This is a genomic window from Asanoa ishikariensis, assembly GCF_900107455.1.
GTDB lineage: Bacteria > Actinomycetota > Actinomycetes > Mycobacteriales > Micromonosporaceae > Asanoa > Asanoa ishikariensis.
Map to the genome: position 1 here is coordinate 2534040 of NZ_FNQB01000001.1, position 15773 is coordinate 2549812.

14 protein-coding genes are annotated in these 15773 nt (G+C 72.7%); 9 read left to right on the forward strand and 5 right to left on the reverse strand.

The window, feature by feature from the left end; genetic code table 11:
• Positions 1-51: 51 nt before the first annotated feature.
• From glnA to BLV39_RS12020, 6 genes are all read left to right on the forward strand, one after another.
• Entirely contained in the window at positions 52-1404 is a 1353-nt protein-coding gene (gene glnA / locus BLV39_RS11995; RefSeq protein ID WP_090790216.1) for a type I glutamate--ammonia ligase, read from the forward strand.
• 82 nt (positions 1405-1486) lie between these two features.
• Positions 1487-2437, forward strand: coding sequence for an ABC transporter ATP-binding protein (locus BLV39_RS12000; protein WP_090790218.1), 951 nt, complete (start codon positions 1487-1489; stop codon positions 2435-2437).
• Positions 2434-3225, forward strand: coding sequence for an ABC transporter permease (locus tag BLV39_RS12005; protein ID WP_090790220.1), 792 nt, complete (start codon positions 2434-2436; stop codon positions 3223-3225). Before BLV39_RS12000 ends, BLV39_RS12005 begins: the two co-directional genes overlap by 4 nt.
• A gap of 20 nt (positions 3226-3245) precedes the next feature.
• Entirely contained in the window at positions 3246-4463 is a 1218-nt protein-coding gene (locus tag BLV39_RS12010; RefSeq protein WP_143049736.1) for a sensor histidine kinase, read from the forward strand.
• On the forward strand, positions 4460-5077 hold the full coding sequence (locus BLV39_RS12015; RefSeq protein WP_090790224.1) for a response regulator transcription factor: 618 nt from the start codon (positions 4460-4462) through the stop codon (positions 5075-5077). Before BLV39_RS12010 ends, BLV39_RS12015 begins: the two co-directional genes overlap by 4 nt.
• A 107-nt stretch (positions 5078-5184) precedes the next feature.
• Positions 5185-5610: a DUF350 domain-containing protein gene (locus BLV39_RS12020; protein WP_090790226.1), complete on the forward strand. Its 426-nt coding sequence runs from the start codon at positions 5185-5187 to the stop codon at positions 5608-5610.
• Here the strand turns inward: BLV39_RS12020 and BLV39_RS12025 are convergent.
• Both BLV39_RS12025 and BLV39_RS12030 read right to left on the reverse strand, forming a co-directional pair.
• Positions 5607-6725 carry a nitrate- and nitrite sensing domain-containing protein gene (locus BLV39_RS12025; RefSeq protein ID WP_090790228.1) on the reverse strand — a complete coding sequence of 373 codons (1119 nt, stop codon included), beginning with the start codon at positions 6723-6725 and terminating at the stop codon, positions 5607-5609. The genes BLV39_RS12020 and BLV39_RS12025 overlap by 4 nt on opposite strands.
• A 134-nt stretch (positions 6726-6859) precedes the next feature.
• Positions 6860-7735, reverse strand: a complete 876-nt coding sequence (locus tag BLV39_RS12030) for a S66 peptidase family protein (protein ID WP_090791426.1) — start codon at positions 7733-7735, stop codon at positions 6860-6862.
• Between the two features lie 246 nt (positions 7736-7981).
• Here BLV39_RS12030 and BLV39_RS12035 point away from each other — a divergent pair, with 246 nt between their 5' ends.
• From BLV39_RS12035 to BLV39_RS12045, 3 genes are read left to right on the forward strand one after another with little or no spacing between them, the layout of a single operon-like run.
• Positions 7982-8743, forward strand: coding sequence for a type 1 glutamine amidotransferase (locus BLV39_RS12035; protein WP_090790230.1), 762 nt, complete (start codon positions 7982-7984; stop codon positions 8741-8743).
• A gap of 3 nt (positions 8744-8746) precedes the next feature.
• Complete coding sequence (locus tag BLV39_RS12040; RefSeq protein ID WP_090790232.1) at positions 8747-11689, forward strand: bifunctional [glutamine synthetase] adenylyltransferase/[glutamine synthetase]-adenylyl-L-tyrosine phosphorylase; 2943 nt, start codon at positions 8747-8749, stop codon at positions 11687-11689.
• Entirely contained in the window at positions 11689-13086 is a 1398-nt protein-coding gene (locus BLV39_RS12045) for a pyridoxal phosphate-dependent decarboxylase family protein (RefSeq protein WP_090790234.1), read from the forward strand. Before BLV39_RS12040 ends, BLV39_RS12045 begins: the two co-directional genes overlap by 1 nt.
• On the opposite strand, the gene BLV39_RS12050 is transcribed toward BLV39_RS12045, so the two are convergent.
• From BLV39_RS12050 to BLV39_RS12060, 3 genes are all read right to left on the reverse strand, one after another.
• Positions 13076-13600, reverse strand: coding sequence for a hypothetical protein (locus BLV39_RS12050; protein WP_090790236.1), 525 nt, complete (start codon positions 13598-13600; stop codon positions 13076-13078). The two genes, BLV39_RS12045 and BLV39_RS12050, sit on opposite strands and share 11 nt — an antisense overlap.
• Positions 13601-13745: 145 nt before the next feature.
• On the reverse strand, positions 13746-14996 hold the full coding sequence (locus tag BLV39_RS12055) for an MFS transporter (RefSeq protein WP_090790238.1): 1251 nt from the start codon (positions 14994-14996) through the stop codon (positions 13746-13748).
• 89 nt (positions 14997-15085) lie between these two features.
• Positions 15086-15649 carry a hypothetical protein gene (locus tag BLV39_RS12060; protein ID WP_143049737.1) on the reverse strand — a complete coding sequence of 188 codons (564 nt, stop codon included), beginning with the start codon at positions 15647-15649 and terminating at the stop codon, positions 15086-15088.
• Positions 15650-15773: the final 124 nt, after the last annotated feature.

The following is a 15773-nucleotide window of genomic DNA, read 5'->3' on the forward strand; positions in this document are numbered from 1 at the left end:
CACCGAGCAACACTGGTCGGCTAGCACACATGCAGCTCAGAGGGGTTGGCCGTGGATCGTCAGCAGGAGTTCGTGCTCCGTACGTTGGAAGAGCGCGATATCCGGTTTGTCCGGTTGTGGTTCACCGACGTCCTGGGCACTCTCAAGAGCGTCTCGGTAGCGCCGGCCGAGCTCGAATCGGCCTTCGACGAGGGCATCGGCTTCGACGGCTCGGCGATCGAGGGCTTCGCCCGGGTCTTCGAGTCCGACATGATCGCCATGCCCGACCCGACCACCTTCCAGGTGTTCCCGTTCGAGGGCGGCGTCAGCGGCGAGAGCGCCCGGATGTTCTGTGACGTGCTGCTGCCCGACCGCACCCCGTCCTGGGCCGACCCCCGGCACGTGCTGCGCCGCATGCTGTCCCGGGCGGCGGAGAAGGGCTTCACCTTCTACACCCACCCCGAGATCGAGTTCTTCCTGCTGGAGGACGGTCCCAACGACGGCTCGGTGCCGGTGCCGGTCGACGCCGGGGGTTACTTCGACCACACCACCCACGCCGTGGCCCGCGACTTCCGCCGCCAGGCCGTGCTCGCGCTGGAGCGGATCGGCATCTCGGTCGAGTTCAGCCACCACGAGGTCGCGCCCGGCCAGCAGGAGATCGACCTGCGCTACGCCGACGCGCTGACCACCGCCGACAACATCATGACGTTCCGGCACGTGGTCAAGGAGGTGGCGCTCAGCCACGGCGTCCAGGCCACCTTCATGCCGAAGCCGTTCACGGACCAGCCGGGCAGCGGGATGCACACGCACCTGTCGCTGTTCGAGGGCGAGCGCAACGCCTTCCACGACGCCGGCGACCCGATGAAGCTGTCGAAGGTCGCGCGCGCGTTCATCGCCGGCCTGCTGGTGCACGCCCGGGAATACACCGCGGTCACCAACCAGTGGGTCAACTCCTACAAGCGGCTGTTCCCACAGGCACTTCCGGACCGGATCACCGAGTCTCCGGCGTACGTCTGCTGGGGTCACCTCAACCGCTCGGCGCTGGTCCGGGTGCCCGCCTACGGCAAGCCGAACTCGGCGCGGGTCGAGGTCCGCTCGATCGACTCGGCCGCCAACCCCTACCTGGCCTTCGCGGTCATGCTCGGTGCCGGGCTCAAGGGCATCGAAGAGGGCTACGAGCTGCCGCCGGGCGCCGAGGACGACGTGTGGGCACTGTCCAATGCGGAGCGCAAGGCCGCCGGCTACGAGACGCTGCCGGAGAACCTGGCCGAGGCGATCGACGTGATGGCCGGCTCGGAGCTCGTCGCCGAGGTGCTGGGCGAGCACGTCTTCGACTACTTCCTGCGCAACAAGCGCGCCGAGTGGGAGCAGTACCGCCGCGAGGTCACGCCGTACGAGCGCGAGCGGTACCTCGGCGCTCTCTAGATCAACATCCCTGACATTTGTCACGGTCGCCTCGTGACGCGCGGCCCCAGCTCAGGGGCCGCGCGGCCGCGACAGTGGTCTCATGCGAACGGACACTCTCGCGGCTAGCGAGATCACGGGGACCCGCACTCCAGCCGTGCTTCTGCGGGGTCTGACCAAGAAGTTCGGCTCGGTGACCGCGGTGAACCAGCTCGACCTGCGGATCGAGCAGGGCGAGGTGGTCGCGTTCCTGGGGCCAAACGGCGCCGGGAAGACCACCACCATCGACATGATGCTCGGCCTGGGCCGCCCCACCGAGGGCTCGGTCGAGGTGTACGGGCTGACGCCGACCGAGGCCATCAACCGCGGCAAGATCGCGGCCGTGATGCAGACCGGCGGCCTGCTCAAGGACGTGTCCGTCGCCGAGATCGTGCGGATGACCGCGTCGTTCTTCGCGCACACGCGGCCGGTGGCCGAGGTGCTGGAGCGCGCCGGCATCGCCGACATCGCGGACCGCCGGGTGGCCAAGTGCTCCGGCGGCCAGCAGCAGCGCCTGCGGTTCGCGCTCGCGCTGCTGCCCGACCCGGACCTGATGGTCCTGGACGAGCCGACCACGGGGATGGACGTCGAAGGGCGGCGGGACTTCTGGAACGCCATCCGCGCCGACGCCCAGGCCGGCCGCACGGTGCTGTTCGCGACCCACTACCTGGAAGAGGCGGACGCGTACGCCGACCGGATCGTCCTGATCCGCAAGGGCCAGGTGGTCGCGGACGGCACCGCCAGCGAGGTCAAGGCGCTGGCCGCCGGCCGTCAGGTGCGGGCGACGCTGCCCGGCGCCGACGAGGTGCGGCTGGCCGCGCTGCCCGGCGTCGACCGGGCCGAGGTGCGCGGCGAGACCGTGCTGCTGCACACCAACGACTCCGACGGGGTCGCCCGCTACCTCCTGAACCAGACGTCCGCCCGCGACCTGGAGATCACCTCGCGCAACCTCGAGGACGCCTTCCTGGCCCTGACCAGCGGCGAGGACACCGACCTGGAAGGGATTTCCCGATGACCGCCGCCGCCCTGCCCCGCACCGAGATCGACCGGCGACCGGCGTTCGGTGGGTTCTCGCTGACCTACCTGGGCCTGGAGATCCGCCGGGTGCTCCGGAACCGCCGCAGCCTCTTCTTCATCCTGGTCATGCCGGCGGTGTTCTTCCTGCTCTTCGGCCTGCCGCAGAAGGGCCAGAACATCGACCAGGCCAACAGCGCGGCCGCCATCGCGTACATCATGATCAGCCTGGCCGTGTACGGCGCGATGACCGCCTCGACGGCGACCGGTGGCGCGGTGGCCGTGGAGCGGGCCCAGGGCTGGAGCCGCCAGCTCCGGCTGACCCCGCTGCGCCCGCCGGCGTACGTGGCCACGAAAGTCCTGTCCGCCCTCTCGCTGAGCCTGCTCTCGGTGGTCGTGGAGTTCGTGGTCGGCTCGATCGGCGGCGTGCGGATGCCGGCCCACGTCTGGCTGCTGGCCGGCCTCGGCGCGTGGCTCGGCTCCCTGGTCTTCGCCGCCCTCGGCCTGTTCGTGGGCTACCTGGCCCCGGCGGAGAACGTGATGCAGTTCATGGGCCCGATCCTGGCCCTGCTGGCGCTGTTCGGCGGCCTGTTCGTGCCGTTGGAGGTGCTGCCGCACGTGATGCAGACGATCGCGAAGTTCACGCCCGTCTACGGCGTCGGCTCGATCGCCCGCAGCCCGCTCACGCACGACTTCCAGTGGGTGGCCGTGCTCAACGTGGTGCTATGGACGGCCGGCTTCGGCCTGGGCGCCGCGCTGCTCTTCCGCCGCGATACCGCCCGGGTCTGAACGCGGTTAGCGTGTTCGGCATGACGGCCATGTCCCCGACGACCGGCCCGGCTCCCGCCGGGCCGGCGTCGGTGCACGACCAGGGCAACGGGATCCGCCCGACCCACCTGGCGGGCACGCACACGTTCGGGCCGCCGGTCCCGAAGCCGAGCCCGTTCTTCCAGCACGGCTTCGGCTGGCTGGTCGGCTCGGTCTGGCTCTTCTACCTCGGGCAGCCGCTGGGCACGATCCTGAACCATCCGGGCGGCTTCGCGAAGTGGTTCAGCCTGGGGGCGCTCGTGGCGTTCGGGCTCTCGTACGTCCTCGTGTTCCTCTGGACCCGGCGGATGCACATCGAGGAACGCCAGCCCCGGCTGCGCGACGGGCTGGTCTGGCTCGGCGTCACCCTGGTCCTCGGGCTCGCGATGCTGCCCGGTGCGGGCGGCGACTGGATGGTCGGCCTGGTCTACATCGCGGCCTCGGCGGTCATGGTGCTGCCACCGCGGGCCGCCGTCGTGGCCGTCGCGGTGGTCGCCGCACAGCCCCTGCTGCTGCCGGTGCTGGTGCCGGAGTGGAAGCACGAGAACGGGCTGTTCTTCTCGATCGTGCTGGCCGCGTTCGCGATGTTCGGCGTGACCCGGATGATCGACCACAACATGCGGCTGACCGCGGCCAACCGGGAGATCGCCCGGCTCGCGGTCGCCGAGGAGCGCGCTCGCGCGGCCCGCGACCTGCACGACATCCTCGGCCACTCGCTGACCGTGATCACCATCAAGGCCGAGCTCGCCGGTCGGCTGCTCCCGGACGCGCCGGACCGCGCCAAGACCGAGGTCAACGACATGGAACGGCTGGCCCGGGAGGCGCTGGCCGACATCCGTCGCACGGTCGGGGCGTACCGCGAGGTGTGCCTGGAGGAGGAGTTGGCCAGCGCCCGCTCCGCGCTGTCGGCGGCCGGCATCGAGGCCCAGGTCCCGCGCTCGGCGGACGTGCCGGAACCGCGCGGCACGCTGTTCAGCTGGGCCGTCCGCGAGGGCGTGACCAACGTGGTGCGGCACAGCGGCGCGACCCGCTGCGTGATCACGGTGCGCCCCGACGCGGTGGAGATCGCCGACAACGGCAGTGGTCCCGTGGCCGCGGCGGGTGCCGGTGGATCCGGCCTGCGCGGTTTGCGCGAGCGGGCCGAGGCGTGCGGGGGACAGCTCTCCGTCGGCCGGGCGCCGGGCTCCGGGTTCGTGCTGCGCGTTAGCGTCCCCGCGTGACCGACACGCCCATCAGGGTCCTGCTCGCCGACGACCAGGCCCTGGTCCGCGGCGCGCTGGCCGCGTTGCTGTCGCTGGAGCCCGACCTGGAGGTCGTCGCCGAGGTGGGTCGGGGCGACGAGGTGGTCGAGGCGGCCCGGCGGACCGGACCCGACGTGGCGCTGGTCGACGTCGAGATGCCCGGCGGCGACGGGATCGCCGCGACCGCGGCCCTGGCCGACGCGGTGCCCGGCTGCCGGGTGCTGGTGGTCACCACGTTCGGGCGACCCGGCTATCTGCGCCGGGCGATGGAGGCCGGTGCCAGCGGCTTCGTCGTCAAGGACACCCCGGCCCGGCAGCTCGCCGAGGCCGTCCGCCGGGTGCACGCCGGCCTGCGGGTGGTCGACCCGTCGCTGGCCGCCGAGACGCTGGTCGCCGGGCGCAGCCCGCTCACCGCGCGGGAGACCGACGTGCTGCGCGCCGCTCGCGACGGCGGCACGGTCGCCGACCTGGCCGCCGTCGTGCACCTCTCGGAGGGCACCGTGCGCAACCATCTGTCGGCGGCCATCGGCAAGACCGGGTCCCGGACCAGGGCCGAGGCGGTCCGCATCGCGGAGCAGAACGGCTGGCTCTGACACCCGAACGGGCCGATCGGGCATAGCCCGGCTTGCATGATCGCGCTATCGTCCCCTGAACGCCACATGGGTGGCATCGACGGGCCTGGCTTTGGAGGACGTGCACCATGTGGGAGGACCTGTTCACCGGCGCCTGGCACAGCATCGTCTACGGCGTGGTCGGGATCGCCCTGATGGCGGCCGGCTTCATGCTGGTCGACATGCTCACCCCCGGCAAGTTGCGGGAGCTGATCTGGATCCAGCGCAACGCCAACGCGTCGCTGCTGCTCGCCGCCAACCAGCTCGGCATCGCGGTGATCGTGTTCACCGCGATCATCACGAGCTACGCCGACTTCGGCTACGGCCTGGCCTCGACCGTCCTCTTCGGACTGCTCGGCATCGTGCTGATGGGCCTGGCGTTCCTGGTGCTCGACATGCTGACCCCGGGCAAGCTCGGCGAGATCATCTGTGACGACCAGCCGCACCCGGCCGCGCGGGTCAGCGCGGCCAGCCACTTCGGTGTAGCCCTGATCGTCGCCGCCTGCATCGCCTAGGCGCCGCCGGCCCGGGTCGTCGCCAGCGGACGGTCCGGGTTGTCCGCCCGGTCGCCGGGCTCGTCCCGCCGCCGCGTTGTCGCCCGCAGGACCAGCCAGGCGACGAGCAGAGCGAGCAGCAGGGCCGCGCCGGGCACGCCGGTCCGGACGAGCAGGCCGCGGCGCTCGTCGTCGGCGGCTTCGGCCGCGGTGTCGACGAGCGCGGTGTCGAACTTGCGCTCGACACCGCGGATCGCCCGGCCGTATTCGAGCAGCGCGCTGTCCCAGATGTCGATGTTGAACGGCGCGCTGGTCAGCGCGCCGGTGGTCGGCATGGCGCCGATGATCCAGGTCTCGAAGGCGGTCGACGAACGCAGGTCGGGCCCCGCCACGGCCTGGTTGAAGTCGTCTTTCTCGCCTTCCGTCGCGACCGAGGCGAACTGCTTCAGCGCCTCGCGGCGGCCGGCCTGCGCGGCGACGAACTCGCTCCTGAGATTCGCGTTCAGGGCGCCGGCACCGTAGCCGTGCAGCACGACCAGCCGTTCCTGCGAGAGGAGCTCCTTCTGTCGCGACACCGTCGAGGTCGCCCGCATCCGCTGGGCGAGGTTCGGGTCGGCGGTCAGGTTGGCGACGGCGTCCCGGAACTTGAGCAGGTTGTCGACCAGGGCGTTGTAGGCGTTCGCCGCGTCGGTGAAGGCGAGCTTGAAGCCGACGATGGCGCTGCGGTGCGCGGCCAGATCACGCAGCCCGTCGTCGATCTGGCTCAGCGTGGTCGCCAGGCCGCCGGGCAGGTCGGTCAGGGCGACGCGCCGGGTCGTGTAGGCGCTCACCGCGCCGTCCACCGCGCCACCGGCGTCTTCGAACGCGGCACGATATCGCGACAGGCCCGGGGATCGGTCGTTCGCCAACATCATGGCCGCCGCCGCCCGCTCGTCCTGGACGCCCTGGACGAGCCCGCCCGTGGCGGCCACGACCGTCGTCAGCGCGCGCATCTCGTCGGCGTGCCGCGTGGAGTCGCGCCCTTCGCGCAGCCCGGTGCCGACGAGGGCCACCGTGGCGAGGATCGGCACGAGCATGACGAAGCCGATCTTCGGCCAGATCGATCGACGCGCTGTGCCCTTCGGCCGCTCGCTCATGGCCGCCGCCTTCCGCGAATGGGCGCCGGTAGCCACACGGACACCGCGATGCGCCCGACCCGAGCGGGCCGGAACCCGGGCATTCCACCACGTCGATCGACGTGGCGTGACCCGCGCGGGACATTCCGTGAAATTCAGCCGACTGCGGCCTCGACGGTCAGCACGCCGGCGGTGGCGTCCACGGTGGCCAGCGCGCCCACCGGCACGCTGAGCTGACCCTGGCCGTGCCCGATCGGCAGCCCGCCCAGCACCGGCACGCCGAGGTCGCCGAGCCGGTCCAGGAGCATCGCGGCCAGGCCGGTTCCCCAGTCGTCCGAGCAGTCCGTGAACTGGCCGAGCGCGACACCGGCGAGGCCGTCGAGCGCACCCGCCCGGCGCAGGTGGGTGAGCATCCGGTCGATCTTGTAGAGCGGCTCCTGCACCTCCTCGACCAGCAGGATGGCGCCAGTCAGGTCGGGCATGTCCGGGGTACCGACGGACGCGGCGATCAGGCAGAGGTTGCCGCCGAGCAGGGGGCCGGCGGCCAGGCCGGGCACGCGTACGCCCGCGGTGTCCTCGGTCGGCAGGCTGGCGACCGTCACCGGGTCCGTGCTCATCAGCGCCGACCGCAGCGACTCGGCCGATTCGGCCGGTGTCCGCTCGTCGTTCCAGGCCACACCCGGGCCGTGTACGGACGCCAGCCGCGCGCCACGCCAGAGCGCGAACTGGAGCGCGGTGATGTCGGAGAAGCCGGCCACCACCTTGGGGTCGCGCCGGACGGCGGCCATGTCGACCGCGTCGACCATCCGCTGCGCGCCGTAGCCGCCGCGGGTGCACAGCACGCCACGGATCCGCGGGTCGGCGAACGCCTGGTTGACGTCGGCCGCCCGGGCCGCGTCGTCGCCGGCCAGATAACCCGTCCGGTCGTACGCGTGTGGCCCGAGCACCGCCCGCAGCCCCCACGACTCGAGCAGTTCCAGCCCGCGCTCCATCCGCTCGGGTCGGGTCGGACCTGCCGGTGAGACCAGCATCACGGCGTCGCCAGGACGCAGAGCAGGGGCCTTGATCGCGTGCACGACCCGACCTTAAGGGGGTGCCTCGTGGGCCAGGGCGGCACCCCGCCGGGTCCAGGCGGTGTCCGACCGCACGCGGGGGCCGGCCAGATACAACACCGGTATCCGACCGACCCCCGCGCACGCCCGGACACCGCCTGGACCTCGCCGGGCCACCACCCTGGCCCACGAGGCACCCCCTTGTCTCCCGATAAGGTCGAACCCGTGGCTACCGCACTCGTGATCGAGAACGACCCGACCGACGGCCTGGGCCGGCTCGGCGACTGGTTTACCGAGGGCGGCCTGGAGCAGCACGTGCTCCGCCCGTACGACGACGACCAACTACCCGAAGACCTGAGCGGCTACGACGCGTTCGTGGTGCTCGGCGGCGAGCAGAACGCCTACCCCGACCCCGACGGGGTCTGGGACGGTTGGTGGCTGCCGAAGGTCGAGGGCCTGCTGCGCAAGGCGGTCCGCACCAACCTGCCGACGCTGGGCCTCTGCCTGGGCGCGCAGTTGCTGGCCACCGCGCACGCCGGCGCCGTCGAGCGCAGCGCGTCCGGCCCCGAGATCGGCCCGGCGCTGGTGGCCAAGCGGGACGCCGCCGACCACGACCCGCTGTTCCGCTGGGTGCCGATCGCGCCCGACGTGTTGCAGTGGCACCAGGACGAGATCACCGAGCTGCCCCGGGGCGCGGTGCTGCTGGCCGCCTCGACGTACTACCCGAACCAGGCGTTCCGGCTGGGGGAGCGGGCCTGGGGCCTGCAGTTCCACATCGAGTGCGACGCCGACATGATCGCGTCCTGGGCGGCCGGCTCGACCGAGCTCGCGGAGCTCGGGCTGTCCGAGGAGGCGGTGGTCGGCGCCTGCGCGTCGGTGCTGCCCGACATCGAAGACGTGTGGCAGCCGTTCGCCATCCGGTTCGCCGCGCTCGCGGAAGGCGAGCTGGACCTGCCCCGGACGACGCTCCCGCTGCTCGGGCGGTGAGCCGTGGCCCGGCCGGCGAGTGAGCGCACGAACCGGCTGGCCCGGTTCGGCTTCGGAGAGCGGGCCGCCGACGTCCTCGGGCCTGGCGGCCTGGGGCTCTGGGACCCGACGACCCAGGAACCCGCCGGCGAACAAGCGGCCAGCTTGATCGCGGCGCTGTCCCGCGCCGCCGACCCCGACCTGGCGCTGCGGCAGTTGCACCGGCTGGTCGAGGCCCTCGACCGCACCGGCGGGCGCCAGGAACTGCTGGACGCCCTGCTCGTCGACAACGGCGTGCGGCGCCGGCTCGTCGCGGTGCTGGGTGCGTCGTCGGCACTCGGCGACCACCTGGTGGCCAACCCGGGGCAGTGGACGGCGCTGCGCGACCAGAACGGCCAGGCACCCGACGCCTCCGGCGAGCTCTCTCCGGTGGAGGGTCCGAACGCGGTGGCCGCGCTGCGACTGGCGTACCGGCTGGCGCTGTTGAAGATCGCCTCCGCGGACCTGACGGGTGGGCGCGGGCTCGAGCAGACGATGGCGGCGCTCTCGGCACTGGCCGACGGGACCCTGCGGGCGGCGTACGCGATCGCGGCGGCCGAGGTCGGCAGCGACCCCCGACTCGGCGTGGTGGCCCTCGGCAAGTGCGGCGGCAACGAGCTCAACTACGTGTCCGACGTGGACGTCATCTTCGTCGCGGCCACCGACGACGACCTGCCCGCCGCCACCGGCATCGCGACCCGGCTGATCGAGATCTGCGGCCTGGTCGCGTGGCCGGTCGACGCCGCGCTGCGCCCCGAGGGCAGCCGTGGCCCGCTGGTCCGCACGCTGGCCAGCCACCAGGCCTACTACCAGCGCTGGGCCCGCACCTGGGAGTTCCAGGCCCTGCTCAAGGCCCGCCCGGCGGCCGGCGACACCGCGCTGGCCCAGGAGTGGATCGACACGCTGGCGCCGCTCGTGTGGCACGCCGCCGAGCGGCCGGAGGCGGTCGACGACGTGCGGGCGATGCGGCGGCGGATCGTCGACAACGTGCCGGCCCGCGAGCTGGAGCGGGAGATCAAGCGCGGGCCGGGCGGGCTGCGTGACATCGAGTTCGCCGTCCAGCTCCTCCAACTCGTGCACGGCCGGGCCGACGAGACGCTGCGGGTCACCGGGACGATGCCGGCGCTGCGCGCGTTGGTCGGCGGTGGCTACGTGGGGCGGGCCGACGGCGAGACGCTGCTGCGGGGCTACCGGTTCCTGCGCACCGTCGAGCACCGGCTCCAGCTCCAGGCGCTGCGCCGCACCCACACCGTCCCGGCCGACCCGGCCGGGCTGCGCTGGCTGGCCGCCGCCATGGGCTACACCGCCGAGCCCGGGCGCGACGCGGTCGAGTCGTTCAAGGCCGACTGGGTGGCGCACGCCAGCGAGGTGCGCCGGTTGCACGTCAAGCTGCTCTACCGGCCGCTGCTGGAGGCCGTCGCCCGGGTGCCGGCCGAGTCGCTGCGGCTGACCCCGGAGGCCGCCCGGCGCCAGCTCGAGGTGCTCGGCTTCGCCGACCCGACCGGTGCGTTGCGGCACCTGGAGGCGCTCACCGGTGGCGTCAGCCGCACCGCCGCGATCCAGCGCACGCTGCTGCCGGTGCTGCTCCAGGAGTTCGCCGACGCCGCCGAGCCGGACCGCGGCCTGCTCAGCTACCGCCAGGTCTCCGACACCCTCGGCTCGACGCCCTGGTACCTGCGCCTGCTGCGGGACGAGGGCCCGGTCGCCACGCGGCTGGCCCGGGTGCTCGGCCTGTCCCGGTACGCCGCCGACCTGCTCGCCCGCGACCCGGAGGCGCTGCGGCTGCTGGCCGAGGACGCGGAGCTCGCGCCCCGCCCCGGCGACGTGCTCCGCGACGGGTTCGGCGCCGCTGCGGACCGGCACGAGGACCCGGTCGCGGCGATCCGCGCGGTACGCGGACTGCGCCGCCGCGAGCTGTTCCGGATCGCCTGCGCCGACGCGCTCAGCCACGGTTCGCTCGCACCGACACCGGTGCTCGACATCCGCGGCGTCGGCACCGCACTGTCCGATGTGGCCGAGGCGACACTGGGCGCGGCGCTGCGGGCGGCGGCCCGGGTCTATCCGCTGCCGGCGGGGCTGACCTTCGCCGTGATCGGGATGGGCCGGCTGGGCGGCTTCGAGCTCAACTTCGCCTCGGACGCCGACGTGCTGTTCGTCTACGACCCGCCGCCCGGTGTGCCCGACGGCGCCGCGTCGGCGGCCGCGCACGCCGTCGCCGAGGAACTGCGCCGCCTGCTCGGCATGGCGGCCCCCGACCCGCCGCTGGGCGTCGACGCCGACCTGCGCCCCGAGGGCCGGCAGGGTCCGTTGGTGCGCAGCCTGGCCGCGTACGCGCAGTACTACTCCCGCTGGTCGAAGGTGTGGGAGGCGCAGGCGCTGCTGCGGGCGCGACCGGTGGCCGGCGACGTCGCGTTGGGCGCGCGGTTCGTCGCGATGGCCGACCGCGTGCGGTACCCGGCCGCTGGGCTGACCCGGGAACAGCACGTGGAGATCCGGCGCATCAAGGCCCGGGTGGAGAACGAGCGGCTGCCGCGCGGTGCCGACCCGGCCACGCACGTGAAGCTCGGCCGGGGCGGGCTCGCCGACGTCGAGTGGGCCGCGCAGGTGCTCCAGCTCCGGCACGCGGGCGCGCACGCGTCGTTGCGTACCACCCGCACCGTCGACGCGATCGCGGCCGCCGACGAGGCCGGGCTGCTCTCCGCCGCGGACGCCGCCGTGCTGGCCGCCGGTTGGCTGCAGGCGGCCCGGGCACGCGACGCGCTGACCCTGGTCCGTGGCCGGCCGGGCGACCAGCTACCCCGGCACGGCGTGGAGCTGGCCGCCGTGGTGCGGTTGCTCGGACGCGACGACGCGGGCGAGTTCCTCGACGACTATCTCCGGACCGCGCGCCGGGCGCGGACGGCTCTGGAGCACGTTTTGGAGGGCTAATGGATCCTCTGCACGACGACGGTACGGACGCCGCACTGCACGCGGTGTTCTCGGCGGCCGGGCCCTATCTGTCCTCGTTGGCGGATCGGCCCGTCTACGCGGGTTCCGAGCGGGTCAAGGAGCTCGGCGGCTCGCTGCCCGCCGACGGCGCGGGGGCGGCCTTGGTCGCCTCGCAACTGCTGTCCGTGGGCATGGAGTCGGCGACCCATTCGGCCGGGCCCAGGTTCTTCCACTTCGTCACCGGCGGCGTGACGCCCGCCGCGCTGGCCGCCGACTGGACCGTGTCGCTGCTCGACCAGAACGCCTTCTCGCGGGCCGCGTCGGAGTTCGCGACGTCGGTGGAGACCACCGCGCTGGACTGGTTGCGGTCGCTGTTCGGGCTGCCGCCGTCGTTCGGCGGTGCGCTCGTGGCCAGCGCGACGTTCGCGAACTTCACGGCCCTGGGCGCGGCGACGCACTGGTGGGCCTCCCGGCACGGCGTGGACGTGGCCGCGGCCGGCCTGCACGGGCTGCCCAGGATGCCGGTGTTCTCCGGCGGCTACGTGCACGCCAGCGCGCGCAAGGCGCTCCAGATGCTCGGCCACGGGCGGGAGTCGGTGTCGGTGCACGGCGCGGGGCGGATCGATCTGTCCTCGTTGGACCGGGCGCTGGCGTCGTCCGGCCCGGCGGTGGTGATCGCCAACGCGGGTGAGGTCAACGCGGGCGACTTCGACCCGCTGGCCGAGCTGGCCTCGGTGGTGGCGCGCCATGACGCGTGGCTGCACGTCGACGGGGCGTTCGGGCTGTTCGCCGCGCTGTCGCCGCGGACGGCGCACCTGGTCGAGGGGCTCTCTCAGGTCGACTCGATCGCCTGCGACGGGCACAAGTGGCTCAACGTGCCGTACGAGAGCGGGTTCGCCTTCCTGCGCGAGCCGGTCCGGCTCGGTGCGGCGTTCGGGATGCCGGGCGCCCCGTACCTGCCGGGCGCGGACTCGCCGCGTGGCGGCTACGGCCTGCTCGGGCCGGAGTCGTCGCGGCGGGCGCGGTCGGTGCCGATCTGGGCGACGCTCGCGGCGTACGGGCGGTCCGGCTACCGGGCGATGGTGGAGCGGCACCTGGACCTGGCGCAGGAGCTGGCCGGGCTGGTCGACGCGGCACCGGACCTGGAGCGCTTGGCCGATGTGCCGCTGTGCATCGTCTGCTTCCGGGTGCGTCCGCCCGGGGTGCCGGAGTCGGCGCTCGACGACCTCAACCGGCGGGTGGGCGAGGCGCTGCTGGACGACGGGCGGGTGTTCGCGGGCACGACGGTGTACGAGGGCAAGGTGGCCCTCCGACCGGCGATCGTCAACTGGCGCACGACGTCGCGCGACATCGAGCTGTTCGTGTCGGTGGTCCGGGAGCTGGCGGCTACGGTGTGAGGTCCGCGGCGGTGACGGTGAGGGTGTTGTCGCCGAGGGGTTTGTAGCCCCCGGCCGGGTCGACCTCGTACTGAGCCTGGTCGGGGTTCAGCAGCGACGCCGCCGCGTCCGGATAGGTCTCCAGGAACAGCAGATATGGGGTGCCGTCCCGGAACGGCACCTGCTCCGGTTGCTCGTAGACCACGCCGTCGATCTCGCCGCCCATCTGCTTCACCTGGACCACCTGGCCGACACGCGCCGATCCCTTGTGGACCTTCGTCACGGTGGCGTCGTAGACGGTGATGACGACGGCCGTCTCCTCCGTCTTCTCGCCGTCGGTGGGATAGAGCTTGTCGAACCTCGGGTTGGCCGTGGTCGCCTCGACGACGAGGGTGGCCCTCTCCAGGAGCTCGGCGACGCTCTGGTAGCGGGGATAGTCGCCCTGGTAGACGACCCGCCCGCCGAGGGCCTTCCCGCACCCGCCGGCGGCGAGCAGCGCGACGACGGCGACAGCGACGATTCTGCGCAAGGCCATGACAAGTAGACGCGGTGGCGCGTGATGTCGTTCCGTCCGTGGTTTGTCCGGCGACCCGCCGCGGACCTGCCAGCGCAGCGCAGCGGAGCGGTCCCCGGCGGGAGCGACGGTCGCGCCCCCGACGGACCCGGGACCGCTCGGCTCTTCACGCTCTTGCCGTTGCGACATCGGCGGTCGCCTTGCTATCCCTGAGGTTGCGGATGGCGGGAAGCGTCAGCAACGCGAGCCCGGAGAGCACCTGCCACATGACGCCTGTCGCGAGGACGGCGGGGATGCTGGTGGCGGTGGCGACGGGACCGGCCAGGGCCAGGCCGATCGGGCCGACGGAGAACGAGCCGAAGACCACATAGGAGTTGACCCGGGACATCGCCTCTTCGGGTACGCGCTGGTGGATCGCGGTCATCCAGAGGGCGCCGAAGATGGCGCTGACGATGCCGGCCAGCAGTGCGCCGCCGCAGACCACCAGGAGCGGGGCGCGGGCGGCCAGGGCCGCGGACGGTGCCGCCCAGAGGATGGTGGCGGCCGTGGCGACCAGCAGTGGGCGGGTGGGTTTCCAGCCGAGCACGACGAAGCCACCGAGGATCGCGCCCGCGCCGTACGTCGCGGTGATCGCACCCCAGGCGCCGGCGCCGCCGTACCAGCGGTCCGCGGAGACCGGGCCGAGCACCAGGTACGGCGCCCAGAGCAGCAGGTTGAACAGGGTGAACTGGAGGGTGATCGTCCACAGCCACGGCAGGGACGCGAACAGCCGCCAGCCCGTGCGCAGGTCCCGCAGCATCGACGGGCGGTCGACCCGGTCCGGGTCCGGAACTTTCAGCACGAGCAGGGCCAGGATGCTGGGTACGTAGGTGATCGCGTCGACCAGCAGCACCGTCGCGGGTGAGGTGACGACGACCAGTGCCGCGGCGACGGCGGGGCCGGCGACGTTGGCGGTCGACTGGACCAGGCCGATGAACGTGTTGGCCTCGTGGCGGCGGTCGGCGGGCACGAGTTGCGGCACCAGGCCGTCGAAGGACGGGCGGAAGACCGCCTCGCCGAGACCGCCGAGCGCGGCGAGGATAAGGAGCAGGCTGAGGTCCGGGATGCCGGCGAAGAACAGCACCGCGATCGCGGCCTGGGAGACGGCGCGCAGGATGTCGGCCCAGAGCATCACCAGGCGGCGCGGGAAGCGGTCGCCGAGGACGCCGGCGAACGGCAGGATGGCGACCATCGGGACGATCCTGGCGGCGAGTACGTAGCTGAGGGTGGCGGGGGAGCCGCCGCTGTGGAGGACGGCGAACGCGAGGGCCACGCTCGCCATCTGCGTGCCGATCATCGACGTGACGTAACCGCCGACGAAGATGCGGAAGTCGCGCAGTCGCAGCACCGCGAAGCGCGCGCCGAGAGTCGGTCGCACGTGTCCTCCCCAGGACCTTGAGCCGTTGCGACTCAGATCCTGGGGTTAGGTGGGGTGGCGTGTCAACCGTTGGTTGAGTCTGGTCGGCTTTAGGTCAGGGCTTTCCTCAGGTCGTCGGCCGCCTTGGTGATCGGTAGCGGTAACGCGGTTTCGGTGGCTTGTCGCAGGTCGTCGATCACGCTGCTGGCCAGGGCGAACAGGGCGCCTGGCGGTGCTTCGGCGGCCATTCTGAGGGTGTCTTTGGCGAGGGCGGCTCGGGTGAATCGGCTCGTCCAGGCATCGTCGGCCTCGACTCTGCGGAGGAGGGCGCGGGTGGCGGCGCGGAGGGTGGCGATGGCTGGGCCGTGACTGGTGTCAACGGATCGCTGACGCTGTCTGGTGATTCGGCTCGGCGCCACGTCGCGGTTCTGGTCGCCGGTGAGCCTCAGGTAGCGCTGCTCGGCTGCCTGACGGCTGGCCAGGCCCAGGGCGGTGGCGACGGTAGCCCAACTCGCCCCGCCGGCGCGGGCCGACTCGATCAGCGCGCGTTCGGTGGCGTCCAGTCGCTCACGGACGCCGCGCAGCAGGGTGAGCGCGTCGAGCGCCGGGTCGGGGTCGTCGCTCCTGGCGGCGGTCAGCAGCGTGTGCAGGTCGCGTTCGACGTCGGGCTCCACGGCGTTGATGGTCTCGTGCTTTCGTGCGTTGGTCAACGATGCGTTGACGACTGAGTACCTTACCTTCCTCAGGCGGGGTCGGACGGGGAGGTAAGGAGGGCGGGATTAGGGCTGGTGCCGGGTG

Bases quoted from the DNA above. Each gene is read 5' to 3' on its own strand.
- BLV39_RS12000 (WP_090790218.1), top strand. From the start codon at position 1,487: ATGCGAACGGACACTCTCGCGGCTAGCGAGATCACGGGGACCCGCACT.
- BLV39_RS12005 (WP_090790220.1), top strand. From the start codon at position 2,434: ATGACCGCCGCCGCCCTGCCCCGCACCGAGATCGACCGGCGACCGGCG.
- BLV39_RS12010 (WP_143049736.1), top strand. From the start codon at position 3,246: ATGACGGCCATGTCCCCGACGACCGGCCCGGCTCCCGCCGGGCCGGCG.
- BLV39_RS12020 (WP_090790226.1), top strand. From the start codon at position 5,185: ATGTGGGAGGACCTGTTCACCGGCGCCTGGCACAGCATCGTCTACGGC.
- BLV39_RS12025 (WP_090790228.1), bottom strand. From the start codon at position 6,725: ATGAGCGAGCGGCCGAAGGGCACAGCGCGTCGATCGATCTGGCCGAAG.
- BLV39_RS12030 (WP_090791426.1), bottom strand. From the start codon at position 7,735: ATGCTGGTCTCACCGGCAGGTCCGACCCGACCCGAGCGGATGGAGCGC.
- BLV39_RS12045 (WP_090790234.1), top strand. From the start codon at position 11,689: ATGGATCCTCTGCACGACGACGGTACGGACGCCGCACTGCACGCGGTG.
- BLV39_RS12050 (WP_090790236.1), bottom strand. From the start codon at position 13,600: ATGGCCTTGCGCAGAATCGTCGCTGTCGCCGTCGTCGCGCTGCTCGCC.